The organism is Nonomuraea sp. NPDC049758 (assembly GCF_040674635.1).
In the GTDB taxonomy this organism is placed as follows: domain Bacteria; phylum Actinomycetota; class Actinomycetes; order Streptosporangiales; family Streptosporangiaceae; genus Nonomuraea.
Map to the genome: position 1 here is coordinate 1 of NZ_JBFAMZ010000017.1, position 21,373 is coordinate 21,373.

Here is a 21,373-nt window from a genome sequence, read left to right on the forward strand (position 1 = left end):
CTGGACGGCGGCGCGGCGTGGGGCGCCGGCGCCGCGCCCGACGCGGTCGCCGCGGCCCTGCCGCCGTGGGCACGGCCGTGGCCCGCGCCCGCCGCGCGGACCCGCCGGCCGCCGCACCCGCCCCCGACCTGCCCCTTCCCGAGCCCGGACGCCGGCGCGCGGCCAGGAACCGGCGGCTGATGGCGGGACGATAGAGATCGAATACCACCCCGGCCTAGCGTGAGCGCAACACGACATGTGGGGAGACGGCCATGACTCTCATCGAACGGCAGGAGGAGATGTCCTGTCTGGAGTCGCTCGTCGCCAACGCCATCCTCGGCCGTGGACGGGTCGCGCTGGTCAGCGGGCCCGCCGGGACGGGCAAGAGCGCGCTGCTGCGCGCGTTGTCCGAACAGGCCATGGAGCTGGGCGCGCTCGCGGTGACGGCGACAGGATCGCGCATGGAGCAGGACCTGCAGCTGGGCCTGCTCCGTCAGCTCATCCAGGACGCCCCCTTGGTCGAGGAGGAGCGCGAGCGCTCGGAGAAACTGCTGGCGGAGGGCGTGCGGACCGCGACCGCGGCGCACGCCGACGCCGAGCGGCTGCTCGACCCGCAGGTCGTGCACGCCCTCGTCACGGTGCTGCTCGACCTGTCGGAACGCTGCCCGCTGGTGGTCGTCGTGGACGACGTGCACCACGCCGACCGCACCTCCCTGCTCTGCCTGGCCTACCTGGCGCGGCGGGTGCGCAACGCGCGGATCGTGGCGGTGTTCGCGCTCAACGACCGGCAGGGCACGGACGGTCCGCTGGAGACCGACCTGCTGCGGCTGCCGCACTGCCTGCGCCTGCAGCTCGCCCCGCTCTCCCGCAGGGGCGTGGCCGCGCTGGTGGCCGGCCAGGTGGGGCTCAGCGCGACCGAGCGGTTCGCCGACGAGTGGCACACGATCAGCGGCGGCAACCCGCTGCTGGCCGGCGAGCTGGCCGCCGACTACCGCCAGCACCTGCGGGCCGTGGAGGAGCCGCCGCGCGAGCTGGTCGTCGGCGACCGGTTCGTCCGGGCGGTCGAGACGTGCCTGCGGCGCAGCCACCCGCGTACCGTCCGGGTGGCGCAGGGCCTGGCCATCCTCGGCGAGGCCGACGGGCTGGCCGAGATGCTCGAACTGCCCGCCGTGGACGTCAGCAGGGAGCTGCTCACGATCGGCGCGACCGGCCTGCTGCGCGGCGGCGGCTACCGGCACGAGGCGGTGCGCTCGGCGGTGCTGGCCGGCATGGACCTGTCCGAGCGCAAGGAGCTGTACCGCCGCGCCGCCGAGCTGGCCTACACGCGCGGCGTGCGGCCCGGCGTGGTCGCCGACCGCCTGCTCCAGGCCGCCAGGGTCGAGGCGCCGTGGGTGGTGCCGACGCTGGAGGAGGCCGCGCTGGCCGCGCTGCGCAAGGGCGAGGTGGAGTCGGCGGTGGCCTACCTGAAGCTGGCCTGGCGCGAGTGCACCGACGAGCTCCAGCGCTCCAAGCTGATGACCATGCTCGTCCGCGCGGAGTGGCGGATCAACCCGGCCACCCCCGCCGGGCACCTGGACCAGCTCACCGAGGCGCTGCAGAAGGGCAGCCTGCACGGCAGCGACGCCGTCGTCCTGGCCCGCGCGCTGCTGTGGCACGGCCGCTTCGAGGACGCCCGCGACGTGCTGGAGCAGCTCAACCAGGAGGCGTCGGCGTCCGACCACGCGACCCTGGCCGAGCTGGTCGTGGCGCAGCTCTGGCTGCGGGTGACCTGTCCGCCGCTGGCCGCGTACGTGGCCAATCCGCCGCGCGAGCACATCCTGGCCGGGATGGTGTCGGTCGCCGTCAACCGGCGGCTGGAGTCCACGCTCGCCCTGGCCGAGGTGCTCACCCACGGCCCGCGCGAGCACAACCTCGACGCCGTCGAGCGCATCCTGGAGGGCGAGCGGCTGGACGAGATGTCCCTGGACGTCGTGGAGAACTCGCTGCTCGCCCTCACCTACGCCGGTCGCTGCGAGCGCGCGGCGCCGCTGTGCGACCTGTTCGGCGACGAGGCGGCGGCAAGGCAGGCGCCGAGCCGCCGGGCCCGGCTGGCGGCCATCCGGGCCGAGATCGCGATCCGCCAGGGCGACATGCCCGCCGCCGAGCGGCACGCCCGCATCGCGCTGGACACGATCCCGATGAGCAGCTGGGGCGTGGCCATCGGCGGCCCGCTGGCCAGCCTGGTCATCGCGCTGACCGCGATGGGCCGGCACGAGGCCGTGCGCGACCCGCTGGACCGGCCGGTCGCCGAGGCCATGTTCCAGACCCGCTACGGCCTGCACTACCTGTACGCCCGCGGCCGCTACAACCTGGCCGGCGAGTCGTTCGTGGCCGCGCTGCACGACTTCCTGCGCTGCGGCGAGCTGGTGACGGCCTGGGGCCTGAACAACCCGGCGCTGATCCCCTGGCAGGCCGACGCGGCCGAGGCGTGCCTGCGGATGGGCCAGACCGAGGAGGCCAGGGAGCTGATCAAGGCCCACCTGGACGGCTGCGGCCCCGGCGCCTACCGGGGACGCGGCATCGGGATGCGGCTCAAGGCGGCCGTCTCCGAGCCGGCCCGCCGTCCGGCGCTGCTGCGCCAGGCGGTGGAGTACCTCCAGCTCGCCGGCGACCGGTACGAGCTGGCCAGGGCTCTGTTCGACCTGGTGGAGGCGTACGAGGCGCTGGGCGAGTTCCGGCGGGCCCGCACGGTGGCCGGACGGGCGCAGGCGGCGGCCCTGGAGTGCGGGGCCGAGCCGATGATCGGCGCGCTCAGCCGGGCGGCGGACGCCGACGGCGCGCCGTCCCCCCTGCCGGGCGACCTGATCGGCGTGCTGAGCGTCGGCGAGCGCCGGGTCGCCGCGCTGGCGGCGGCCGGTTACAGCAACCGCGAGATCGCATCCAAGCTCTACATCACGATCAGCACCGTCGAGCAGCACCTGACCCGCACCTACCGCAAGCTGAACATCCGCCGCCGGGCCGACCTCCCGCTCGTGGTGGAGTTCGACGACACCGCCCAATCCTGACCGCCCGATCCTGACCCGGGCCCGCCCGGTCCGGCGAGCCTTCCGCCGCCGGACCGGGTTCGCCCGTGCTCACCTGTGCTCCCGGTGGGCACCGGGCATGCAGGAAGTTGCGGCCGCGCGGGCCATCGGGCGAGCGTCGAAGGCATGGAACTCACCGTGGTGCGGGGGCAGGCGACCCCCGAGGAACTCGAAGCGGTCGTCGCGGCGGTCTTCCGCCGCCTGGCCGAGGCGGCCGAGCGCGAGGCGTCGGCGTGGTCGGACCCGTCCGTCCTGGTGCCCAGGCCGCTGCCCGGCGGCGACTGGCGGCTGGCGGCCTGGGCGAGCTGACCCGGGTCTTCACGGTACTGGAGGAGGAGCACACCATGTCGTCTCTGCTCGGTTCGCTGCGCCGGCTCGTGCTGGCGCCATCCCTGGCCGACGTGACCTTCGGCGCACGCGGCTTCCCCGTCGTCCCCTCGGCGCTCACCGGCCGCCTGGAGGCCATCCCGCAGGCCGTCGTGTGCGGCTTCGAGTGGGGCATCGACGTCCGCGACCAGTGGGAGATCGAGCGCCGGCTGTCCCTGGTGGACGTCGAGCAGCGCGGCTTCGCCTACGAGGGCGCGACGATGGCCTTCACCGTGCTGGACGCCATGGGCGGCGGGCGCGGGCGGCGTACCCGGGACCTGCTCATGGGTCCGGGGCAACCGCACATCTTCCTGGCCTACATCGGCATCGGCTTCGCCATGGCCCGGCTGCCGCGGGTGTTGTGGAAGAAGGTGCTGCCCGACCTGGACGGCACCCCGTACCACCCGGTGATGAGCTGGCTGGCCGTGGACGGGTACGGCTTCGACCTGGCCTACTTCCACACCCGCCGGTACGTGGACGGGCAGCAGGTGCCGTCCCCCTACCCCTGGCAGGGAAACGCGGCCTACTTCCCGCGCGCCGTGGACCAGGGAGTCGGCCGGGCGTTGTGGTTCATCCACGGCGGCAGGCCGGGCGACGTGGCCGCGGCGGTGCGCGCGTTCGCCGCGGGGCGGCAGGCGGACCTGTGGAGCGGGGTCGGGCTGGCGGCCACGTTCGCCGGCTGCGCGGCGGGCGCGGCGGCGGTGCTGCGCGAGGAGGCCGGGGAGCACCGGGGCGAGCTGGCACAGGGCTCGGTGTTCGCGACCAAGGCCCGGCACTACTCGGGGTTCGTCCCGGAGCATTCGGCGGCCACGGGCGCGGTGCTGACCGGGCTCGACGTGGCCGGCGCGGTCGCGCTGGCCGACGACGGCGAAGTCGCCGCGGGCACGTCGGAACGCGTCCCGGATTACGAGCTGTGGCGCGGCAGGGTGCGCGCGCATTTCGCGGCCGAGGCCGAGCTCCCGGCCCGCTGAGTGTTTCCCGGAATAAGCACGTCATTCGCTTTCGCACGCCCAAAAATGAGCCTCCGAGCTGAGCAAACCCGAAGTTGTCCGGCCACCGGGCGGCATGTGTCAATGAAATTGGATTGTTCGGGCTATAAGCGGCGGAGGCTCAATTGGCAAGCGCATTGCGGTCACTGAGACGCAGAATTCTGGTGCCGGACGTCGGTGAGACGAAAGTCGAAACGCGCGGCTTCTGGGTGAAGAACGCGGCGTCCACCGAATTACTGGAGACGGTCGGCGAATACTTTCTCGCCGGTTACGCCCACGCCGTGGAGTCACACACCGTCGCCGAGGCCGAGGACCGGCTCGAAGAGGTGCCCGCCCGCTTCCGCGGCTTCGCCTACGAGGGCGCGGGCATGGGCTTCGCCATCCTGGACTGCATGACCTTCGGCGACCTGCGCCGGGTCAACGCCTGCCTCCAGGGACGCGGGCACCACCACAACTACATGATCTACGTGGGGATCGGCTGGGCCATGGCCCGGCTCCCCCGCTTCCTGTGGCCCAAGCCCCGGCTGCTGGACCCGCTGCTGCTGTGGCTGGTCCACGACGGGTACGGCTTCCACCAGGCCTACTTCCACACCGACCGGTACGTGCACCAGCAGGTGCGCGAACCCCGCTTCTCCTGGCCGGCCGGCCAGGAGGACTACGCGGCCCACGCCCTCGACCAGGGCATCGGCCGCGCACTGTGGTTCGTCGCCGGCACCAGCGCCGAACGGGCGGTCACCCTGCTCGAACGGTTCCCCGAGTCCCGCCACGCCGACCTGTACGCCGGCATCGGCCTGGCCGCCACCTACGCGGGCGGCGCCGACGACGCCGAGCTGCGGTGGCTGCGCGAGCGCGCCGGAGCGCACCGGGGGCCGCTGGCCCAGGGCAGCGTGTTCGCCGCCGAGGCCAGGATCCGCGCCGGGCTGCTCTTCCCGCACACCGAGTCGGCCGTGGGCGTTCTCTGCGGCACCACGGCGGAGCAGGCGGCCGAGGTGAGCCGCGTGACCCGCCCCACCGCGACAGCACAGGACTCGCCGCCCGCCTATGAGGCGTGGCGCCGGCGTATCGCCGAGACGTTCGTCTTCCATGGAGGTGTTCCCTCGTGAGCTCGGTAGCCGCGTGGTTGCGCAAGCAGGCGGCCGGAGTCGCCGCACTCGCGCTGATGATCGCCGTCTTCGCGATCGGCCACCCGACCTTCGCCTCCGACGCGACCAAGGCCGAGATGGCCGGCGCGTACGGCTTCAAGTCCCTGGCGATCGCCATGCCGGGCGGAGGCCCGGCCAAGACCGTCCGCAAGGTGAACCAGGCCTACAAGCACATCGACGCCTGGATCTCCTCGGTGGGGGCCGCGATCGCACTGAACGACCTCGACGGCAACGGCAGGGACGACGACCTGGTGATCGTGGACCCGCGTACCGACCAGGTGGTCGTCACCCCGGCGCCGGTCGAGGGCGGCGGCGAGCGGTACCGGCCGTTCGCGCTGTCGCTCGGCTCGCTGCCGGTCACCGACGCGATGGCGCCCATGGGCGCGGTGCCCGCCGACTACAACGACGACGGCCGCACGGACCTGCTGGTCTACTGGTGGGGCCGCACGCCCACGCTGCACCTGCAGCGGCCGACCGCGGCCCGGTTCGAGGCCGCCGCCTTCGACGCGGCCGAGCTGGTGCCCAACGCGGGCGGCGCGAAGTACACCGGCGAGGTGTGGAACAGCAACGTCGCGACCGTGGCCGACTTCGACGGTGACGGCAGACAGGACATCTTCGTCGGCAACTACTTCCCCGACGGCAGCCCGGTCCTGGACAGCCGCGTGGACGGCGGCGTGCAGATGAACCACTCGCTGTCCAAGGCCGTCAACGGCGGCCGGGACTACTTCTTCCGCGGCACCGGCAACGGCGGCTTCACCCGCCTGGACGGCGTGCTGCCGCCGGACGTCTCCACCGGCTGGGAGCTCGGCGCGACCAGCGCCGACCTGGACGGCGACGGCCTGCCCGAGCTGCTGCTGAACAACGACTTCGGGCCCGACCACCTGCTCTACAACACCTCCTCCCCCGGCACGATCAAGTTCTCCCCCACGGTCGGGGCGCACGAGATCGGCGTGCCGAAGTCGAAGGTGCTCGGCGAGGACTCCTTCAAGGGCATGGGCTCGGACGCCGGCGACCTCAACCACGACGGCGTCCTGGACTTCTTCGTCAGCAACATCACCACCCCGTACGGCATCCAGGAGAGCAACTTCACGTTCCTGTCCACCGTCAAGACCCAGGCCGAGCTGCGCGAGAAGCTGCGGCAGGGCCAGGCGCCGTGGAAGGACCTCAGCGCCGAGCTGCGCACCGCCTGGTCCGGCTGGGGCTGGGACCCGAAGATCGAGGACTTCGACAACGACGGCGAGAACGAGATCGTCCAGGCGACCGGGTTCGTCAAGGGCGACGTCAACCGCTGGCCGCCGCTGCAGGAGCTGGCCGCCGCCAACGACGGCGTGACCAGCAACCCCAAGTCGTGGCCGAACGTCACCGAGGGCGGCGACATCGCCGGCGCGCAGACGCTGGCCTTCTTCGCCAAGGGCCCCGACGGCCGCTACGCCAACCTGTCGGAGCAGCTCGGCCTGGCCGTGCCGGTGCCGACGCGCGGCATCGCGACCGGGGACGTCAACGGCGACGGCCTGATCGACTTCGCGGTGGCCCGCCAGTGGGAGGCCCCCGCCTTCTACCTCAACACCAGCCGGTCGGCCGGCTCGTTCCTCGGGCTGCGCCTGCTGCACGACACCCCCTCCGCGGCCGGCCCGCTGCCCGCCGCCGGATCGCCGGTGATCGGCGCGACGGTGACCGCCACCACGCCCGACGGCCGCTCCTTCATGGGCCGCGTGGACGGCGGCAGCGGCCACTCCGGCAAGCGCGCGCACGCGGTGCACATCGGCCTCGGCGCGAACGTCACCGGCCCCGTGCGGGTCAAGCTGAGCTGGCGCGACCGCGCCGGGCAGCGGCACCAGCAGGAGCTCACGCTCACCCCCGGCTGGCACACCCTCCAGCTCGGCTCGCAAGCGAAGGAGAAGTGACGGCATGGCCGCCAAGACGATCACCCCGCCACGTCACGATCCCAAAGTGATCACGGCGCTGCGCCGGTTCGCGATCTCGATCACCATCTTCAACATCCTCGGCTACACCGTCCTGGGGTTCGAGCAGCCGTGGTCGTGGCCGTTCGTGGCGCTGGCCACCGGCTACACCGTGGAGATCATCCTTGAGGTGATCGGCGCCCGCCAGGAGGGCCGCGCGCCGCGCTTCCTCGGCAACGGGCCGCGCGGGCTGATGGAGTTCCTCTACCCCGCGCACATCACCTCCATCGCGCTCAACATGCTGATCTACGTCAACGACCAGGTGCTGGTCATGATGTTCGGCGTGACCGTCGCCGTGGGCGCCAAGTGGGTGCTCAAGGCGCCGGTGCGCGGGCGGATGCGGCACTTCATGAACCCGTCCAACTTCGGCATCGCGATCATCCTGCTGCTGCTGCCGTGGGCCAGCATCGCGCCGCCGTACCACTTCACGGAGAACGTCGACAACCCGATCGACTGGATCATCCCGGGGATCATCATCATCGGCGGGACCATGATCAACGGTAAGCTGACCGGCCGCATGTGGCTGATCGGCGGATGGGTGGGCGTCTTCGCCCTCCAGGCCGTGGTGCGCGGGCTGATCATCGACGACATCTCCATCCTCGGCGGGCTGTCGATGATGACCGGGGTGGCGTTCATCCTGTTCACCAACTACATGATCACCGACCCGGGCACGAGCCCGTCCAGACCGCTGTCCCAGGTCGCCTTCGGCGGCGGCGTGGCCGTGGTGTACGGCCTGCTCATGGGGATGAACATCCCGTACGGGATCTTCTTCGCCACGGCGGCGGTCTGCCTGATCCGCGGCGGCTTCCTGTGGGCGCTGCACATCGTCAACAAGGCGCGCGAGCTCGACGCCGCCAGGGTCAGCGCAGCCGCCGCCCAGGCGCTGCAGCACGCGCGGGAAGAGGTCGCGAAGGCATGACGAGGATCGCGATCGTCGGCATGGCCTGCCGGTACCCGGACGCCGCCTCTCCCCGGGAGCTGTGGGAGAACGCGGTGGCCGGCCGCCGGGCCTTCCGCCGGCTCCCGGACGAGCGCATGCGGCTGGAGGACTACTGGGACCCCGATCCCGCAGCGCCGGACCGCTTCTACGCCAAGACCGCCGCGGTCATCGAGGGCTACGCCTTCGACCGGGTGGCACACAAGATCGCCGGCAGCACGTACCGGTCGACCGACCTGGCCCACTGGCTGGCCCTGGACATGGCCGGCCGGGCCCTGGCCGACGCCGGGTTCGCCGGCGGCGAGGGGCTGCCGCGCGAGCGCACCGGGGTCGTCGTGGGCAACACGCTCACCGGCGAGTTCACCCGCGCGAACGTGCTGCGGCTGCGCTGGCCGTACGTGCGGCGCACCCTGGCCGCGGCCCTGAAGGAGCAGGGCTGGGACGACGAGCGCCTGGCCGCGTTCCTGGCCGACTACGAGGTGGCCTACAAGAGCCCCTTCCCGCCGGTGGACGAGGACACGCTGGCCGGCGGGCTGTCCAACACGATCGCCGGGCGCATCTGCAACCACTTCGACCTCAACGGCGGCGGCTACACCGTGGACGGCGCCTGCTCCTCGTCCCTGCTGTCGGTGGTGACGGCCGGCAAGGCGCTGGCCGACCACGACGTGGACGTGGCCGTCGCGGGCGGCGTGGACCTGTCCATCGACCCGTTCGAGGTGATCGGGTTCGCCAAGACCGGCGCGCTGGCCAAGAGCGACTTCCGCCTCTACGACCGGCACTCCAACGGCTTCTGGCCCGGCGAGGGCTGCGGCATCGTCGTGCTGATGCGCGAGGAGGACGCGCTGGCCGCCGGGCGGCGGATCTACGCCACGATCGCCGGCTGGGGCGTCTCCTCCGACGGCAAGGGCGGGATCACCCGTCCGGAGGTGAGCGGCTACCTGCTCGCGATGCGCCGCGCGTACGACAAGGCCGGGTTCGGCCCCGAGAGCGTCGAGCTGTTCGAGGGCCACGGGACGGGCACGGCGCTCGGCGACGCGACCGAGCTCACGGCCCTGTCGCGGGCCAGGGCCACGGCCGCGCGGCCGGCCGCGGTCGGCTCGATCAAGGGCATGATCGGCCACACCAAGGCGGCGGCGGGCGTGGCGGGCCTGATCAAGGCGGCCATGGCCGTGCACGAGCAGGTGCTGCCGCCGACCATCGGGTGCGTCGACCCGCACCAGGTGCTCACCGACGAGGGCGCCACGCTGCGGGTGCTGCGCACGGCCGAGCCGTGGCCGCAGGGCGCGCCGCTGCGCGCGGCGGTGACCGCCATGGGCTTCGGCGGCATCAACACGCACGTGGTGCTGGAGAACACCGGCCCGCGGCGGCGGGTGTCCAGCCGGGTCAAGGCGCTGGCCGCCGCGTCCCAGGACGCGGAGCTGTTCCTGCTGGACGGCGGCACCTGGGACGAACTGCGCGGCCTGGTGTCGGAGCTGCTCGGCTTCGTGCCCAAGGTGTCCTACGGCCAGCTCGCCGACCTGGCCGCCACGCTGCGCGGGCGGCTGCGCGGCCTGCCGTTCCGGGCGGCCGTCGTGGTCTCCTCACCCGACGACGCCGTACGGCAGCTCACCCGCGTGCTGACGGCGCTGGAGTCCGGCGAGAACGCGCTGTCCACCCCCGACGGCAAGGCGTTCCTCGGCCGCGCGGCGGCACGGCCGAGGATCGGCTTCCTCTTCCCCGGGCAGGGCTCGGGCCGCGGGACCGACGGCGGCGCGCTGGCCAGGCGCTTCGCCGACGTCGCCGAGGTGTACGCCACGGCGGCGCTGCCCGCCGACGGCGACATGGCGGCCACCGAGGTCGCCCAGCCGCGCATCGTCACCGGCTCGATGGCAGGCCTGCGCGCGCTGTCGCTGCTCGGCATCGAGGCGGACGCGGCCGTCGGGCACAGCCTGGGCGAGCTGTCGGCCCTGCACTGGGCGGGCGCGATGGACGAGGACGCGCTGCTGCGCGTGGCGACCAAGCGCGGCCGGGCGATGCGGGAGCGCAGCGAGCCGGGCACGATGGCCGGCGTGCGGGCCGCGCCGGAGACCGTGCCGGCGCTGGTGGGCGACCTGCCGGTGGTGATCGCCGGGTACAACGGGCCGCTCCAGACCGTCGTCGCCGGGCCGGTGGCGGCAGTGGAGGAGGCCGGCCGCCGGGCCGAGCGCGCCGGGCTCACCTGGACCAGGCTGAACGTCTCGCACGCCTTCCACTCGCCGCTGGTCGCCCCGGCGGCCGAGGCGCTGGCCGGCTACCTGGCGGAGGAGCGGTTCGGGCCGGTCGCCCGGCGGGTCGTCTCCACCGTCACCGGGGACGACCTGGCCGCCGGGACCGACGTCCCGGCGCTGCTGCACCGGCAGATCACCGCGCCCGTGCTGTTCGCCCAGGCGCTGGCCGCCGTGGCCGCGGACGCGGACCTGCTGGTCGAGGTGGGCCCCGGCCGGGTGCTCAGCAGGCTGGCGGCCGAGCTGACCGACGTGCCGGCCGTCGCGCTGGACACCGACAGCGAGTCGCTGGCCGGGCTGCTCGGCGTGGCCGGGGCCGCGCACGTGGCCGGCGTGCCCGTCGCCTGCGAGGAGCTGTTCCACGGGCGGCTGGTCAAGCCGCTGGAGATCGGCGCGGCGTTCTCGTTCTTCACCAGCCCGGCCGAGCAGGCGCCGCAGGTGCGCGTCAAGGCCGCCGCCCCGCAGCCGGCGGAGCGGGCGGCCGGGCCGGACGGCAGCGCGAACGGCGGGACGGCGGCGAAGCCGGGCGAGTCGACGGTCGAGCTGCTGCGGCGGCTGGCCGCCGAACGCGCCGAGCTGCCGCTGGAGATGGTGACCGAGGACAGCAAGCCGCTGGACGAGCTGCACCTCAGCTCGGTCACCGTCATGCACATCATTGACCAGGCCACCCAGCATCTGGGCGTGCCCGCGGGCATGGCGCCGGCCAACGTCGCCACCGCGACGCTCCAGGAGCTGGGCGAGGCCCTGGACCGGCTGGCCGCGCAGCCGCGCGCGCAGTCGGCCCGGGGCGTGGCGGGCGCGGCGCCGTGGGTGCGCCCGTTCGCCGTGGACCTGGACGAGCAGCCGCTGCCCCGGCGGACGGCCGAGGAGCGCGCGGGGTCGTGGCAGGTGTTCGCGCCCGCCGGTGCGCCCCTGGCGGGGCCGCTGCGCGAGGCACTCGAAGGGGAGAAGATCGGTTCCGGTGTCCTGGTGTGCCTACCCGCGCGGTGCGCGGCCGACGACCTGGAGCAGGCGCTGCTCGGCGCCAAGGCGGCACTGGCCGGCGGGCCGGGCACCCGGTTCGTCCTGGTCCAGCACGGCCGGGGCGCGGCGGGGCTGGCCAAGACGCTCCACCTGGAGAGCGGCCTGCCCACCACGGTCGTGCACCTGCCGCAGGACGCGCCGCAGGCCGCCGCCCGGGTAGCGGCGGAGGCGGCGGCCACGACGGCGTTCTGCGAGGTGCACTACGACGCCGCCGGCGTGCGGCGGGTGCCGACGCTGCGGGCGCTGCCGTACCGGCAGGAGCGGGCGGAGGAGCCGCTGACCGGCTCCGACGTGCTGCTGGTGACCGGCGGCGGCAAGGGCATCACGGCCGAGTGCGCCATGGCCATGGCGGGTGGGGCGAAGGTGGCCGTGCTCGGCCGCTCCGACCCCGCCCAGGACGAGGAGCTGGCCGCGAACCTGCGGCGCATGGCCGCGACCGGGCTCACCGTCCACTACGCCAGGGCCGACGTCACCGATGCCGCCCAGGTGCGGGCGGCCGTGGCCGCGGCCGAGCAGGCGCTCGGGCCGGTGACCGCCGTCCTGCACGGCGCCGGGCGCAACGAGCCCGAGGGCATCGCCGGGCTGGACATGGACGCCTTCCGCCGCACGTTCGCCCCCAAGGTGGACGGCCTGCGCAACGTGCTGGAGGCGGTCGAGCCCGGACGGCTGCGGCTGCTGGTGACGTTCGGCAGCATCATCGGCCGGGCGGGCCTGCACGGCGAGGGCCACTACGCGACCGCCAACGAGTGGCTGGCCGACCTGACCCGCGAGGCGGGCGAGCGGCACCCCGGCTGCCGGGCGGTCTGCATGGAGTGGTCGGTCTGGTCCGAGGTCGGCATGGGCGAGCGGCTGTCGGTCGTGGACCGGCTGGTCGAGCAGGGCATCACGCCGATCCCGGTGGACCGGGGCGTGGAGATCATGCGCCGCCTGGTGAGCGACCCCGACGCGCCCGGCGTCGTGGTGATCAGCGGGCGCACCGAGGGCATCCACACCGTGCGCCGGGAGGAGCCGGAGCTGCCGCTGCTGCGCTTCGTCGGCGCGCCGCTGGTCCGCTACCACGGCGTGGAGCTGGTCAGCGAGGTCGAGGTGAACGCCGGGACCGACCTGTACCTGGCCGATCACCTGCTCGACGGCAACCTGCTGTTCCCGGCGGTGTTCGGGCTGGAGGCCATGGCGCAGGTGGCGTACGCGGCCACCGGCCGTCCCGGCGCGCCCGTCGTGGAGCAGGCGGAGTTCGTCCGGCCGATCATCGTGCCGCCCGACGGGAGCACCACGCTCCGGGTGGCGGCGACGGTCACCGGGCACGACACGGTCGCGGTCGCCATCCGCAGCCAGGAGACCGGCTTCGACGTCGACCACTTCACGGCCGTGCTGCGCCTGGACGCCGGCGCCCCGCCCGCCGGCCCGCCCGAGCAGTCCGGCGACGAGCTGCCGCCGGTCGCGCTGGACCCCGACACCCAGCTCTACGGCGAGGTGCTCTTCCAGGGCAGGCGCTTCCAGCGGCTGCGCCGCTACCACCGGGCCGCGGCCCGCGAGGTGGACGCCGACCTGCAGGTGGCGCAGGAGTGCGACTGGTTCGCCGGGTTCCTTCCGCCGGACCTGCTCCTGGGCGACCCCGGCATGCGGGACGCGCTGATGCACGGCAACCAGGTGTGCGTGCCCGACGCCACCCTGCTGCCGACCGGCATCGAACGCGTGCACCCGGCCGGGGCCGCGCTGTCCGGCGCGGACGAGGTGCGCTACTGCGCCTCCGAGCGGTCCAGGGACGGCGACGCCTACGTCTACGACGTCGCGGTCCGGACGAAGGACGGCGAGGTCGTCGAACGCTGGGAGGGGCTGCGGTTGCAGGCCGTGCGGAAGAAGGGCGGGGCCGGTCCGTGGGCGGCGCCGCTGCTCGGCCCGTACCTGGAGCGCACGCTGGAGGACCTGACGGGCGCGCGGGTCGCGGTCGTCGTGGAGCCGGGCGAGGGCACCGGCGACCTGGCCGTGGCCCGGCTCGGCACGGCGGGCACGGCGGAGGGCACGGCAGAAGGTGTGCGGACGGCGTCGGCGCACGTGCCGGGGCTGACGGTGTGCGTGGCCGCCCCAGGGCCGCTGTCCTGCGCCGTCGAGCCCGTCACCCCCGCCGGGCCCGGCGACCCGGGCGACCGGGACGCGCTCGCCGGCGAGATCGCCGCGGCCTCCGGGGAGGACGCGGACACCGCCCGCGCCCGCACCCGCGCCGCACTCGCCTGCCTGCGCACCGCCGGAACGGCAGCGGGGACGGCGGCGGGCACGGCGGCGGGCACGGCGGCGGGCACGGACGTGCCGCTCGCGGTCACCCGGGCCGCGGCCGACGGATGGGTGGTCCTGACCGGCGGCGGCGCGGCCGTGGCCACGCTCGCCACCCGGGTGCACGGCCTGCCCGCCCCCGTCGTCGTCGCGATCCTCACCGAAGGGCGGTCCTAGCCCATGGGCACCTACTACGAGTACCTGCACACGGTCGGCTTCGAGGAGACCAACCTCGTCGGCAACGTCTACTACGTCAACTACCTGCGCTGGCAGGGACGCTGCCGGGAGATGTTCCTCATGGAACGGGCCCGGGACGTGCTCGCCGACCTGCAGGACGACCTCAAGCTGTTCACCCTCAAGGTCGACTGCGAGTTCTTCGCGGAGATCACGGCCTTCGACCAGCTGTCCATCCGGATGCGCCTGATCGAGCTGGCGCAGACGCAGATCGAGTTCGGCTTCGACTACGTCCGGGTCACCCCGGGCGCGCCCGAGGTCCTCGTCGCCCGCGGCAGGCAGCGGGTGGCCTGCATGCGGGGGCCGAACACCAAGACCGCGCCGGCGAGGGTCCCCGAGCCCCTGGTCAGGGCGCTCGAACCGTACCTGGCCTAGAACCCGGACCCAGGAGGTCACCGTGCAACTCCACTCATCGGCCCCGGCGCCGCAGGTCGCGGACGCCAAGGCGCTGCGCGACGCGTTCGGGGCGTTCGCCACCGGCGTCACCGTGATCACCACGGGCGGCGAGGTCCCGCACGCCATGACGGCCAACTCCTTCACATCGGTCTCGCTCGACCCGCCGCTGCTGCTGGTGTGCGTCGGCAAGGGCGCGGTGATGCACCAGTGCATCACCGCGGCCACGTCGTTCGGGGTGTCGGTGCTGGCCGGGCACCAGGAGGCCGAGGCGCGGCACTTCGCCGACCGCTACCGGCCGCTCGGCCTGGCCCAGTTCGCCGACGTCGAGGTGACGCCGGGCGAGGTCACCGGGGTGCCGCTCATCGCGGGCGCGGCGGCCCGCTTCGAGTGCCGGGTCTGGCGCGCCTACGACGGCGGCGATCACACGATCTTCGTCGGCGAGGTGCTGTCCCTGAGCCGGCGGGACGACTGCGACGGCCTGCTGGTCTACCGGGGCCGTTTCGGCGAGACCTCCCCCGCTCTGCAGGGGGTGTCGGCGTGACCACACTGGGCACCCGCCCGGTGGCGCTGGGCGGCCGCGTGCCGCCCGGCCCGCCGCCCTGGGCGGCGCCCGTCCTGTACCGGCGGCTGGTCGGCGACCGGCTGGCGCTGCTGTCGAAGGCGACCGCCCGGTACGGCGACGCGGTGCGCATGACGATCGGCCCGAAGAGCATCTACCTGTTCAACCATCCCGACCACGCCAAGCACGTCCTGGCCGACAACAGCGGCAACTACCGCAAGGGCATCGGCCTGGCCGAGGCCCGGCGGGTGATCGGCGACGGGCTGCTGACCAGCGACGGCGAGCGGTGGCGGCAGCAGCGCAGGACCATCCAGCCGCTGTTCCAGAACAAGCGGCTGGCCCAGCAGGACACCGTGCTGGCCGAGGAGGCCGGCCGCCTGGTCGAGCGGCTGCGGGCCCGGGTGGGCGGCGGGCCCGTGGACGTGGCCGGGGAGATGACCGGCCTGGCGCTCGGGGTGCTCGGCCGCACCCTCCTTGACGCCGACCTCGGCGCGCACGGCTCGGTCGGGCACGCCTTCGAGGGCGTCCAGGACCAGGCCATGTTCGAGATGGTGACGCTCGCCATGGTGCCGTTGTGGCTGCCGCTGCCGCTGCACCTGCGTTTCCGCCGGTCCCGGCGGGAGTTGTACCGGGTCGTGGACCTGCTGGTGGCCGAGCGGCTGGCGAACCCGACCGGCGGCGGCGACCTGCTGTCCCTGCTGATCGAGTCCACCGGGCTGCGGAAGGACCCGCGGGCCGCCCGGCAGCGCCTGCGCGAGGAGCTGGTCACGGTGCTGCTGGCCGGGCACGAGACCACCGCCAGCACCCTGTCGTGGGCCTTCCACCTGCTGGACCGGCATCCGGAGGTGCGCGAGCGGGTGCGGGCGGAGGCCGTCTCGGTGCTGGGCGACCGGCCGCCGGTGTACGAGGACCTGCGCAGGCTGACCTACACGGCGGCGGTGCTGGAGGAGGTCATGCGGCTGTACCCGCCGGTGTGGGCGCTGACGCGGGTGGCGCGGGAGGACGACGAGGTGGGCGGGTACCGGGTCCCGGCGGGGGCGGACGTGCTCGTCAGCCCGTACACGTTGCACCGGCATCCGGCGTACTGGCGGGAGCCGGACGCGTTCCGTCCCGAGCGGTTCGAGCCGGGCGCGCCGGCGGACCGGCCGCGGTACGCCTACATCCCCTTCGGCGCGGGCCCGCGCTTCTGCGTGGGCAACCACCTGGGGATGATGGAGGCCACGTTCGTGCTGGCGATGGTCACCCGGGAGCTGCGGCTGACCGGGCTGCCCGGCCGGCGGGCGGTCCCGGAGGCCATGTTGTCGCTGCGGGTGCGCGGCGGCTTGCCGATGACGGTGAGCCCGGCCTAGAGACCGCAGGTCACGCAAGGGCCCGCGGACGTCGTCCGCGGGCCCTTCCGCACGTGCCGCCCCTTCCTGTCAGGTGTGGGTGTCGGTCCAGGCCAGCAGGTCGCGCAGGGCGAGCAGGACGGGCGGGTCGAGCGCGTTCATGGGACGCAGCCGCAGGTCGGCGCGCTCGCTGCCGCCGCCGCCCACCTCGATCGGCCCGATCCGCGCGATGCACGTCGCGGCGTCACCCTGGGGCGGGTGGTGCACGGCGTCCGCGCGGGACTCGGCCACGGACTGGGCGATCAGGTACCAGCTGCCCTTGGGCACGTTCTCCAGCACGTACGGGCCGGGCCGGTCGATCAGGGTGAAGCTCGCCGGTCTGCCCTCCAGGATCTGGCCGGGGAACACGCCGGCGAACACCGGCCGGTCGGCCAGCGGCGAGGTCACGACGCCGTGCAGGGTCGCCGCCGGGCCGCCGAACGCGCGCTCGCCGCCGGCCAGGTCCGCCGCCGTGACGCTCAGGAACTGCCGGTACCTGCTCGGCGACAGGCCCACGCTGTGGGTGAAGCGCGAGCTGAAGGTGCCCACGCTGGAGTAGCCGACCTGGTGGCTGATGTGCGTGATGCTGAGCGAGGTGGACACGAGCAGGCGTTTGGCCTCGCGCAGCCGCACCGCGGACAGGAACCGTCCAGGGGACAGCCCGGTCACGCGCTGGAAGACGCGCGAGAAGTGGAACTTGCTGAACATCGCGGTCCGCGCCATGTCGTCAATGGTGAGCTGCTCGCCGTGGTTCTCCTGCATGCTCTCGATGACCCGCAGGACCGCTCGTTCGATGACGTCGTCCATATGGTCTCCCGGAACCCGGAAGCCCTCGGGCGCGCGTCCCCCGTCGATTCTCCGGCCGGAGAATTCCCGGGGGGTGCGACGATTCCTCGGCGCTCCGGATGCATTGCCTTTCGGTTGCCACCTGGTACACGCTCCCGGGCGCGCAGTACGCTGCATGACAAATCGCCCTTTTTTGGGAAATCTTCGGAAATCTCGGCAATTTCTCTGAGAATGCGATTTATAGGGCCCATTCGCGGCGGGGGGCCGGCAGCAGCTGCCTGAGCACCCGGCCGTCGCGGTGGTGCGGACGCCGCTCGTGCGGGTAGCCGAGCGAGACCTCCTCGAAGCGCACCCCGTCGTGCCAGCTCGTGCCCGGGATGTGCAGGTGGCCGTAGACGACCGCGGCGGCGCGGAAGCGCAGGTGCCAGTCGGCCGTCTGCTCGGTGCCGCACCACTGCGCCAGCGCCTGGTGCCGCAGCACGCGGGTGGGGGCGCGCAGCAGCGGGAAGTGGTTGACCAGGACCGTGGGCAGGGCAGGGTCGAGCGCGTCCAGCCGCAGCTCGCTCTCGCGCACCCGGGCCCGGCACCACGCCTGCCTGCTGGGATAGGGCTCGGGATGCAGCAGGAACTCGTCCCTGCACACCACCCCCTGTTCGCGGGCCAGGCCGAGCGCCTGCTCCCGGGTGGTGCCGGGCGGGCGGAAGCTGTAGTCGTACAGCAGGAACAGCGGGACGACGGCCACCGGGCCGCCCTCCCCCGTCCAGACCGCGTACGGGTCCTCGGGCGTGAGCACGCCGAGACGCCGGCAGATCTGCACCAGGCGCCGGTAGCGCTCCTCGCCGCGCAGGCCGGGGTCGCCGGGCGTGGTCCACAGCTCGTGGTTGCCCGGCGCCCACACCACCTTGGCGAAGCGCTCGGCGAGCAGGCCGAGCGTGCGCTCGAAGGCGTCCAGCCGCTCGGCGACGTCCCCGGCCACCAGCAGCCAGTCGTTCTCGGTGCGCGGGCGCAGCTCCTCGACGGCCGCCCAGTTCTCGGGAAATCCGACATGGAGGTCGCTGATCGCCAGTAATGCCGCACCGGAGGCGCTCACGCCGCGAGCGTATGCGCGCGAGAACGGGCCGGGCAGCGTACGGCGAGAAAAACAGGGGTCCCACAGGGGCGAATAGGGGGTGGCGGCGGCGCCTTTGTGGATAAGGGCGCGGGGGCGTCCGTTAGGGGTTGTTGCGGTGCACCGCGCATTCAATTCTGAGCATGCCGAAGAAAGCGGAAATTGCACGGCCGTGTTCCGGGGGTGAGGGTGATGGCCGATGTACGGGGGCAGGAATTCGCTGATTTCGCGCGGGAGGCCAGGCCCATGCTGCGCCGGGTGGCCTTCCGGCTCTCCGACGACTGGCACGAGGCCGACGACCTCGTCCAGCGCACTCTGCTGGCGCTGCACCGGCACTGGGACGGCCTCGACCGGCGCGACCGCGCCGAGGCGTACGCGCGGCAGATCATGCGGCGGCTGCTCATCAGCGACCGCAGGTCGCTGCGCTGGTCGCGGGAGGTGCTCAGCGGCGCGCCGCCCGACGCGGCCGCGGCGCTGGACCCCTATGACCTGGTGGGCGAGCGCATCGTGCTGATGGGCGCGCTGGCCAGGCTCGGGCCGCGGCAGCGGGAGACGATCTTCTTCCGGTTCTGGGAGGGGCGCAGCGCCGAGGACACGGCCCGGGTCATGGGCAACGAGTCCTCCACGGTCCGCAGCCAGACCGTCAGGGCGCTGAGCACCCTGCGGGCCGCGCTGGCGCGCACCGACCCCGCCGACCGTACCGACCGAAAGCCGACCTGAACGAGGGAGTACCCATGGGTCCACTGCTCTACGAGACGAGGGTGGAGACGCTGGAGGCGCTCGCGGACACCATCGTGCCCGGCCCCAAGCGCGGTCCGGACGACCGGGCGGTGGCGGGCATGAGCCCGACGGGCGGCGCGGTCGCGGCCGGCGCCGTCGAACTGCTGGAATGGGACGCCACCGGCGTCACCGAGGGCCTGGACGACTACGCCCGCTCGCTGAACGAGCACGCCCGCGCCCACGCCGACCAGCACGGCATCGTGCTGGCGGAGGGCGTGCCGGCGTTCGTGGCCCTGCCGTTCGAGGAGCGCGGCGCGCTGGTGCGCACGCTGACCGCGCCCGGCCACCCGGAGAAGGCGCTGTGGGTGCTGCTGGTGCTGTTCTGCTACATGGCCTACGACTCCGCCGCCCACCTGCACACCGCCGACGCCATCAGGGCGGGGCATCCCGGCCTGACCGCCATGGGCATCGCCCCGCCGGACGCGGACGGGCTCTGGCGCTTCCCCGCCTACTCCTACGGCCGTCCCCTCGCCGATCTCCACCCGGACACGACAGCTTCAGGGAGCCCCGCATGAACGGCGTCGAACGCACCGACGTGCTGGTGATCGGCAGCGGCTTCGGCGGCGCGATCCCCGCCTACCACCTGGCCGCCGGCGGCGCCGACGTGGTCATGCTGGAGCGCGGCCCGTGGCTGGAGTCGGCCGACTACGAGCACGACTTCAAGCTGGGCTCGTCCTACACCCGCATCTTCGACTTCACCGTCGGCGACGGCATGAGCGTGCTGGGCGGCAACTGCGTGGGCGGCGGCAGCGTGGTCTACTTCGCGGCCATGCCGCGCGCGCCGCGCTTCGTCTTCGAGCGCCGCGGCAGCATCAGGCGCCGCATGTGGCCGGCCGCGATCAGCCGCGACACCCTCGACCCCTGGTACGACCGGGTCGCCGAGTCGATCTCCATCACCCAGCAGGGCTGGGAGGACGTCTCCTACTCCGGCGGCCTGTGGGCGGCGGCCTGCCGGCACGCGGGCCGCACCGCCAACCCCGTGCCCGCGGCCGTGGACACCGGGGCCTGCGTCAACTGCAACTGGATGATGGCCGGCTGCCGGTTCGACGCCAAGCAGTCGCTGCTGGTCAACTACCTGCCGGCGGCGCTCGCCCACGGCGCCCGGATCCGGCCGCTGCACGAGGTGCAGAGCATCGAGCGCACGCCCGACGGCTCCTACCGGGTGCACTACAAGATCGTCCATGGCGAGGACTACCGCCTGACCGAGGGCGAGGGCACGATCGAGGCCAAGGTGGTGGTCCTCGCCGCCGGCGCCGCCGCCACGCCGGTCATCCTGCAGCGCAGCGAGGCCGCGCTCGGCGCGATGCCGCACGCCGTGGGCCGCTACTTCTCCGGCAACGGCGAGCGGCTCAACACCGCCGTGCTGAACGAGGAGCGCGTGCGGGAGGTGCTGGGCCTGGAGCGCGGCGACGGCCTGGCGTACGCGGCCAACCAGATCGGCAAGGGCCCGACGGTGGCCAACTGGGACCGGCTGGACGGCTCGCTGCCCGAGTACACCCGCTACTCGCTGGAGCAGCTCTACTTCCCGCCCGGCCTCGGCACCATCCTCGCGCTGGCCGGCGGCCCCGACCCGGCGTGGTTCGGGCTGCGCAAGAAGGAGATGCTGGAACGCTGGCGGTCCTGGCTGATCATCTTCCAGATGATCGAGGACGACAACGAGGGCGTCTTCGGGCCGCCGCCCGTGCGCGGCAACGCCGACCGGGTGTCCCAGCAGATGCTGGGCGTCGGCCGGCTGTCGTACAAGCCGACCGCGAACACCTCGGCCGCCTGGGCGATGGCCGACGCCGAGTGCAAGGAGATCCTGGAGCGCGACGGGCTGGCCACGGTGACGCCGTGGACGAACGACCTGGTCGGCGCGTACACGGTGCATCCGCTGGCCTCGTGCCGGATCGGCGACGACCCGTACACCTCGGCGCTGGACGACGGGCACGAGCTGCGCGGGCACCCGGGGATCTTCGTCACGGACGGCTCGGCCGTGCCGGGCGCGCTGACCGTCAACCCGGCGATGACCATCTCCGCGCTGGCCGAGCGGGCCGTGCCGGGGATCGTCAGGGCCGCGCGGGAGCGGGGCGTGCAGGTCTCCTACGGCGCGCCCGCCCCGGACGGCTCCACCGCCGGCCGCCGGGCCACCGCGTCGCTGGCCGCCGCCGCGCTGCGCGGTTAGGGCGCC

At 73.6% G+C, this 21,373-nt stretch carries 15 protein-coding genes and 1 pseudogene; 14 read left to right on the plus strand and 2 right to left on the minus strand.

All coding sequences use genetic code 11. The features are described from left to right. The 11 genes and pseudogenes from AB0J46_RS35805 to AB0J46_RS35855 all read left to right on the plus strand — a co-directional run. Positions 1-180: pseudogene (locus AB0J46_RS35805) on the plus strand (hypothetical protein); the annotation flags it as partial. Between the two features lie 71 nt (positions 181-251). Then, a complete protein-coding gene (locus AB0J46_RS35810) occupies positions 252-3,023 on the plus strand; it encodes an AAA family ATPase (RefSeq protein WP_364338540.1) in 2,772 nt (923 codons plus the stop codon). A gap of 144 nt (positions 3,024-3,167) precedes the next feature. Next, on the plus strand, positions 3,168-3,350 hold the full coding sequence (locus tag AB0J46_RS35815) for an acyl-CoA carboxylase epsilon subunit (RefSeq protein WP_358295148.1): 183 nt from the start codon (positions 3,168-3,170) through the stop codon (positions 3,348-3,350). Between the two features lie 35 nt (positions 3,351-3,385). After that, positions 3,386-4,378, plus strand: a complete 993-nt coding sequence (locus tag AB0J46_RS35820; protein ID WP_364338541.1) for a DUF1702 family protein — start codon at positions 3,386-3,388, stop codon at positions 4,376-4,378. A gap of 155 nt (positions 4,379-4,533) precedes the next feature. Continuing rightward, on the plus strand, positions 4,534-5,499 hold the full coding sequence (locus AB0J46_RS35825) for a DUF1702 family protein (RefSeq protein ID WP_364338861.1): 966 nt from the start codon (positions 4,534-4,536) through the stop codon (positions 5,497-5,499). Continuing rightward, a complete protein-coding gene (locus AB0J46_RS35830; RefSeq protein WP_364338542.1) occupies positions 5,496-7,442 on the plus strand; it encodes a CRTAC1 family protein in 1,947 nt (648 codons plus the stop codon). Before AB0J46_RS35825 ends, AB0J46_RS35830 begins: the two co-directional genes overlap by 4 nt. A gap of 4 nt (positions 7,443-7,446) precedes the next feature. After that, positions 7,447-8,418, plus strand: a complete 972-nt coding sequence (locus AB0J46_RS35835) for an enediyne biosynthesis protein (RefSeq protein ID WP_358007565.1) — start codon at positions 7,447-7,449, stop codon at positions 8,416-8,418. Then, positions 8,415-14,150 carry an SDR family NAD(P)-dependent oxidoreductase gene (locus AB0J46_RS35840; RefSeq protein ID WP_364338543.1) on the plus strand — a complete coding sequence of 1,912 codons (5,736 nt, stop codon included), beginning with the start codon at positions 8,415-8,417 and terminating at the stop codon, positions 14,148-14,150. The genes AB0J46_RS35835 and AB0J46_RS35840 overlap by 4 nt, the downstream gene beginning before the upstream one ends. A 3-nt stretch (positions 14,151-14,153) precedes the next feature. Beyond that, complete coding sequence (locus AB0J46_RS35845; RefSeq protein WP_352329445.1) at positions 14,154-14,582, plus strand: acyl-CoA thioesterase; 429 nt, start codon at positions 14,154-14,156, stop codon at positions 14,580-14,582. Positions 14,583-14,604: 22 nt separating this feature from the next. Further along, positions 14,605-15,144 carry a flavin reductase family protein gene (locus AB0J46_RS35850; RefSeq protein ID WP_352329447.1) on the plus strand — a complete coding sequence of 180 codons (540 nt, stop codon included), beginning with the start codon at positions 14,605-14,607 and terminating at the stop codon, positions 15,142-15,144. Next, positions 15,141-16,511 carry a cytochrome P450 gene (locus AB0J46_RS35855; RefSeq protein WP_358295132.1) on the plus strand — a complete coding sequence of 457 codons (1,371 nt, stop codon included), beginning with the start codon at positions 15,141-15,143 and terminating at the stop codon, positions 16,509-16,511. The genes AB0J46_RS35850 and AB0J46_RS35855 overlap by 4 nt, the downstream gene beginning before the upstream one ends. 69 nt (positions 16,512-16,580) lie before the next feature. Here AB0J46_RS35855 and AB0J46_RS35860 read toward each other — a convergent pair whose 3' ends face one another. Together AB0J46_RS35860 and AB0J46_RS35865 are read right to left on the minus strand one after the other, a co-directional pair. After that, the gene (locus AB0J46_RS35860; RefSeq protein ID WP_364338545.1) at positions 16,581-17,336 is read right to left on the minus strand and encodes an AraC family transcriptional regulator; all 756 of its coding nucleotides are present in this window, start codon (positions 17,334-17,336) and stop codon (positions 16,581-16,583) included. Between the two features lie 217 nt (positions 17,337-17,553). After that, on the minus strand, positions 17,554-18,405 hold the full coding sequence (locus AB0J46_RS35865) for a metallophosphoesterase (RefSeq protein WP_364338546.1): 852 nt from the start codon (positions 18,403-18,405) through the stop codon (positions 17,554-17,556). Between the two features lie 210 nt (positions 18,406-18,615). Between AB0J46_RS35865 and AB0J46_RS35870 the strand changes: the two genes are divergently transcribed. From AB0J46_RS35870 to AB0J46_RS35880, 3 genes are read left to right on the plus strand one after another with little or no spacing between them, the layout of a single operon-like run. After that, on the plus strand, positions 18,616-19,143 hold the full coding sequence (locus tag AB0J46_RS35870; protein ID WP_364338547.1) for a sigma-70 family RNA polymerase sigma factor: 528 nt from the start codon (positions 18,616-18,618) through the stop codon (positions 19,141-19,143). Between the two features lie 14 nt (positions 19,144-19,157). After that, entirely contained in the window at positions 19,158-19,718 is a 561-nt protein-coding gene (locus tag AB0J46_RS35875) for a DUF5987 family protein (RefSeq protein ID WP_364338548.1), read from the plus strand. After that, positions 19,715-21,367, plus strand: a complete 1,653-nt coding sequence (locus AB0J46_RS35880; RefSeq protein WP_364338549.1) for a GMC family oxidoreductase N-terminal domain-containing protein — start codon at positions 19,715-19,717, stop codon at positions 21,365-21,367. Before AB0J46_RS35875 ends, AB0J46_RS35880 begins: the two co-directional genes overlap by 4 nt. Positions 21,368-21,373 lie beyond the last annotated feature (6 nt).

What these genes read in the sequence shown, in the direction of transcription:
- AB0J46_RS35810 (WP_364338540.1), top strand. Translation starts at nt 252, where the DNA reads ATGACTCTCATCGAACGGCAGGAGGAGATGTCCTGTCTGGAGTCGCTC.
- AB0J46_RS35815 (WP_358295148.1), top strand. Translation starts at nt 3,168, where the DNA reads ATGGAACTCACCGTGGTGCGGGGGCAGGCGACCCCCGAGGAACTCGAA.
- AB0J46_RS35820 (WP_364338541.1), top strand. Translation starts at nt 3,386, where the DNA reads ATGTCGTCTCTGCTCGGTTCGCTGCGCCGGCTCGTGCTGGCGCCATCC.
- AB0J46_RS35835 (WP_358007565.1), top strand. Translation starts at nt 7,447, where the DNA reads ATGGCCGCCAAGACGATCACCCCGCCACGTCACGATCCCAAAGTGATC.
- AB0J46_RS35840 (WP_364338543.1), top strand. Translation starts at nt 8,415, where the DNA reads ATGACGAGGATCGCGATCGTCGGCATGGCCTGCCGGTACCCGGACGCC.
- AB0J46_RS35845 (WP_352329445.1), top strand. Translation starts at nt 14,154, where the DNA reads ATGGGCACCTACTACGAGTACCTGCACACGGTCGGCTTCGAGGAGACC.
- AB0J46_RS35860 (WP_364338545.1), bottom strand. Translation starts at nt 17,336, where the DNA reads ATGGACGACGTCATCGAACGAGCGGTCCTGCGGGTCATCGAGAGCATG.
- AB0J46_RS35870 (WP_364338547.1), top strand. Translation starts at nt 18,616, where the DNA reads ATGGCCGATGTACGGGGGCAGGAATTCGCTGATTTCGCGCGGGAGGCC.
- AB0J46_RS35875 (WP_364338548.1), top strand. Translation starts at nt 19,158, where the DNA reads ATGGGTCCACTGCTCTACGAGACGAGGGTGGAGACGCTGGAGGCGCTC.
- AB0J46_RS35880 (WP_364338549.1), top strand. Translation starts at nt 19,715, where the DNA reads ATGAACGGCGTCGAACGCACCGACGTGCTGGTGATCGGCAGCGGCTTC.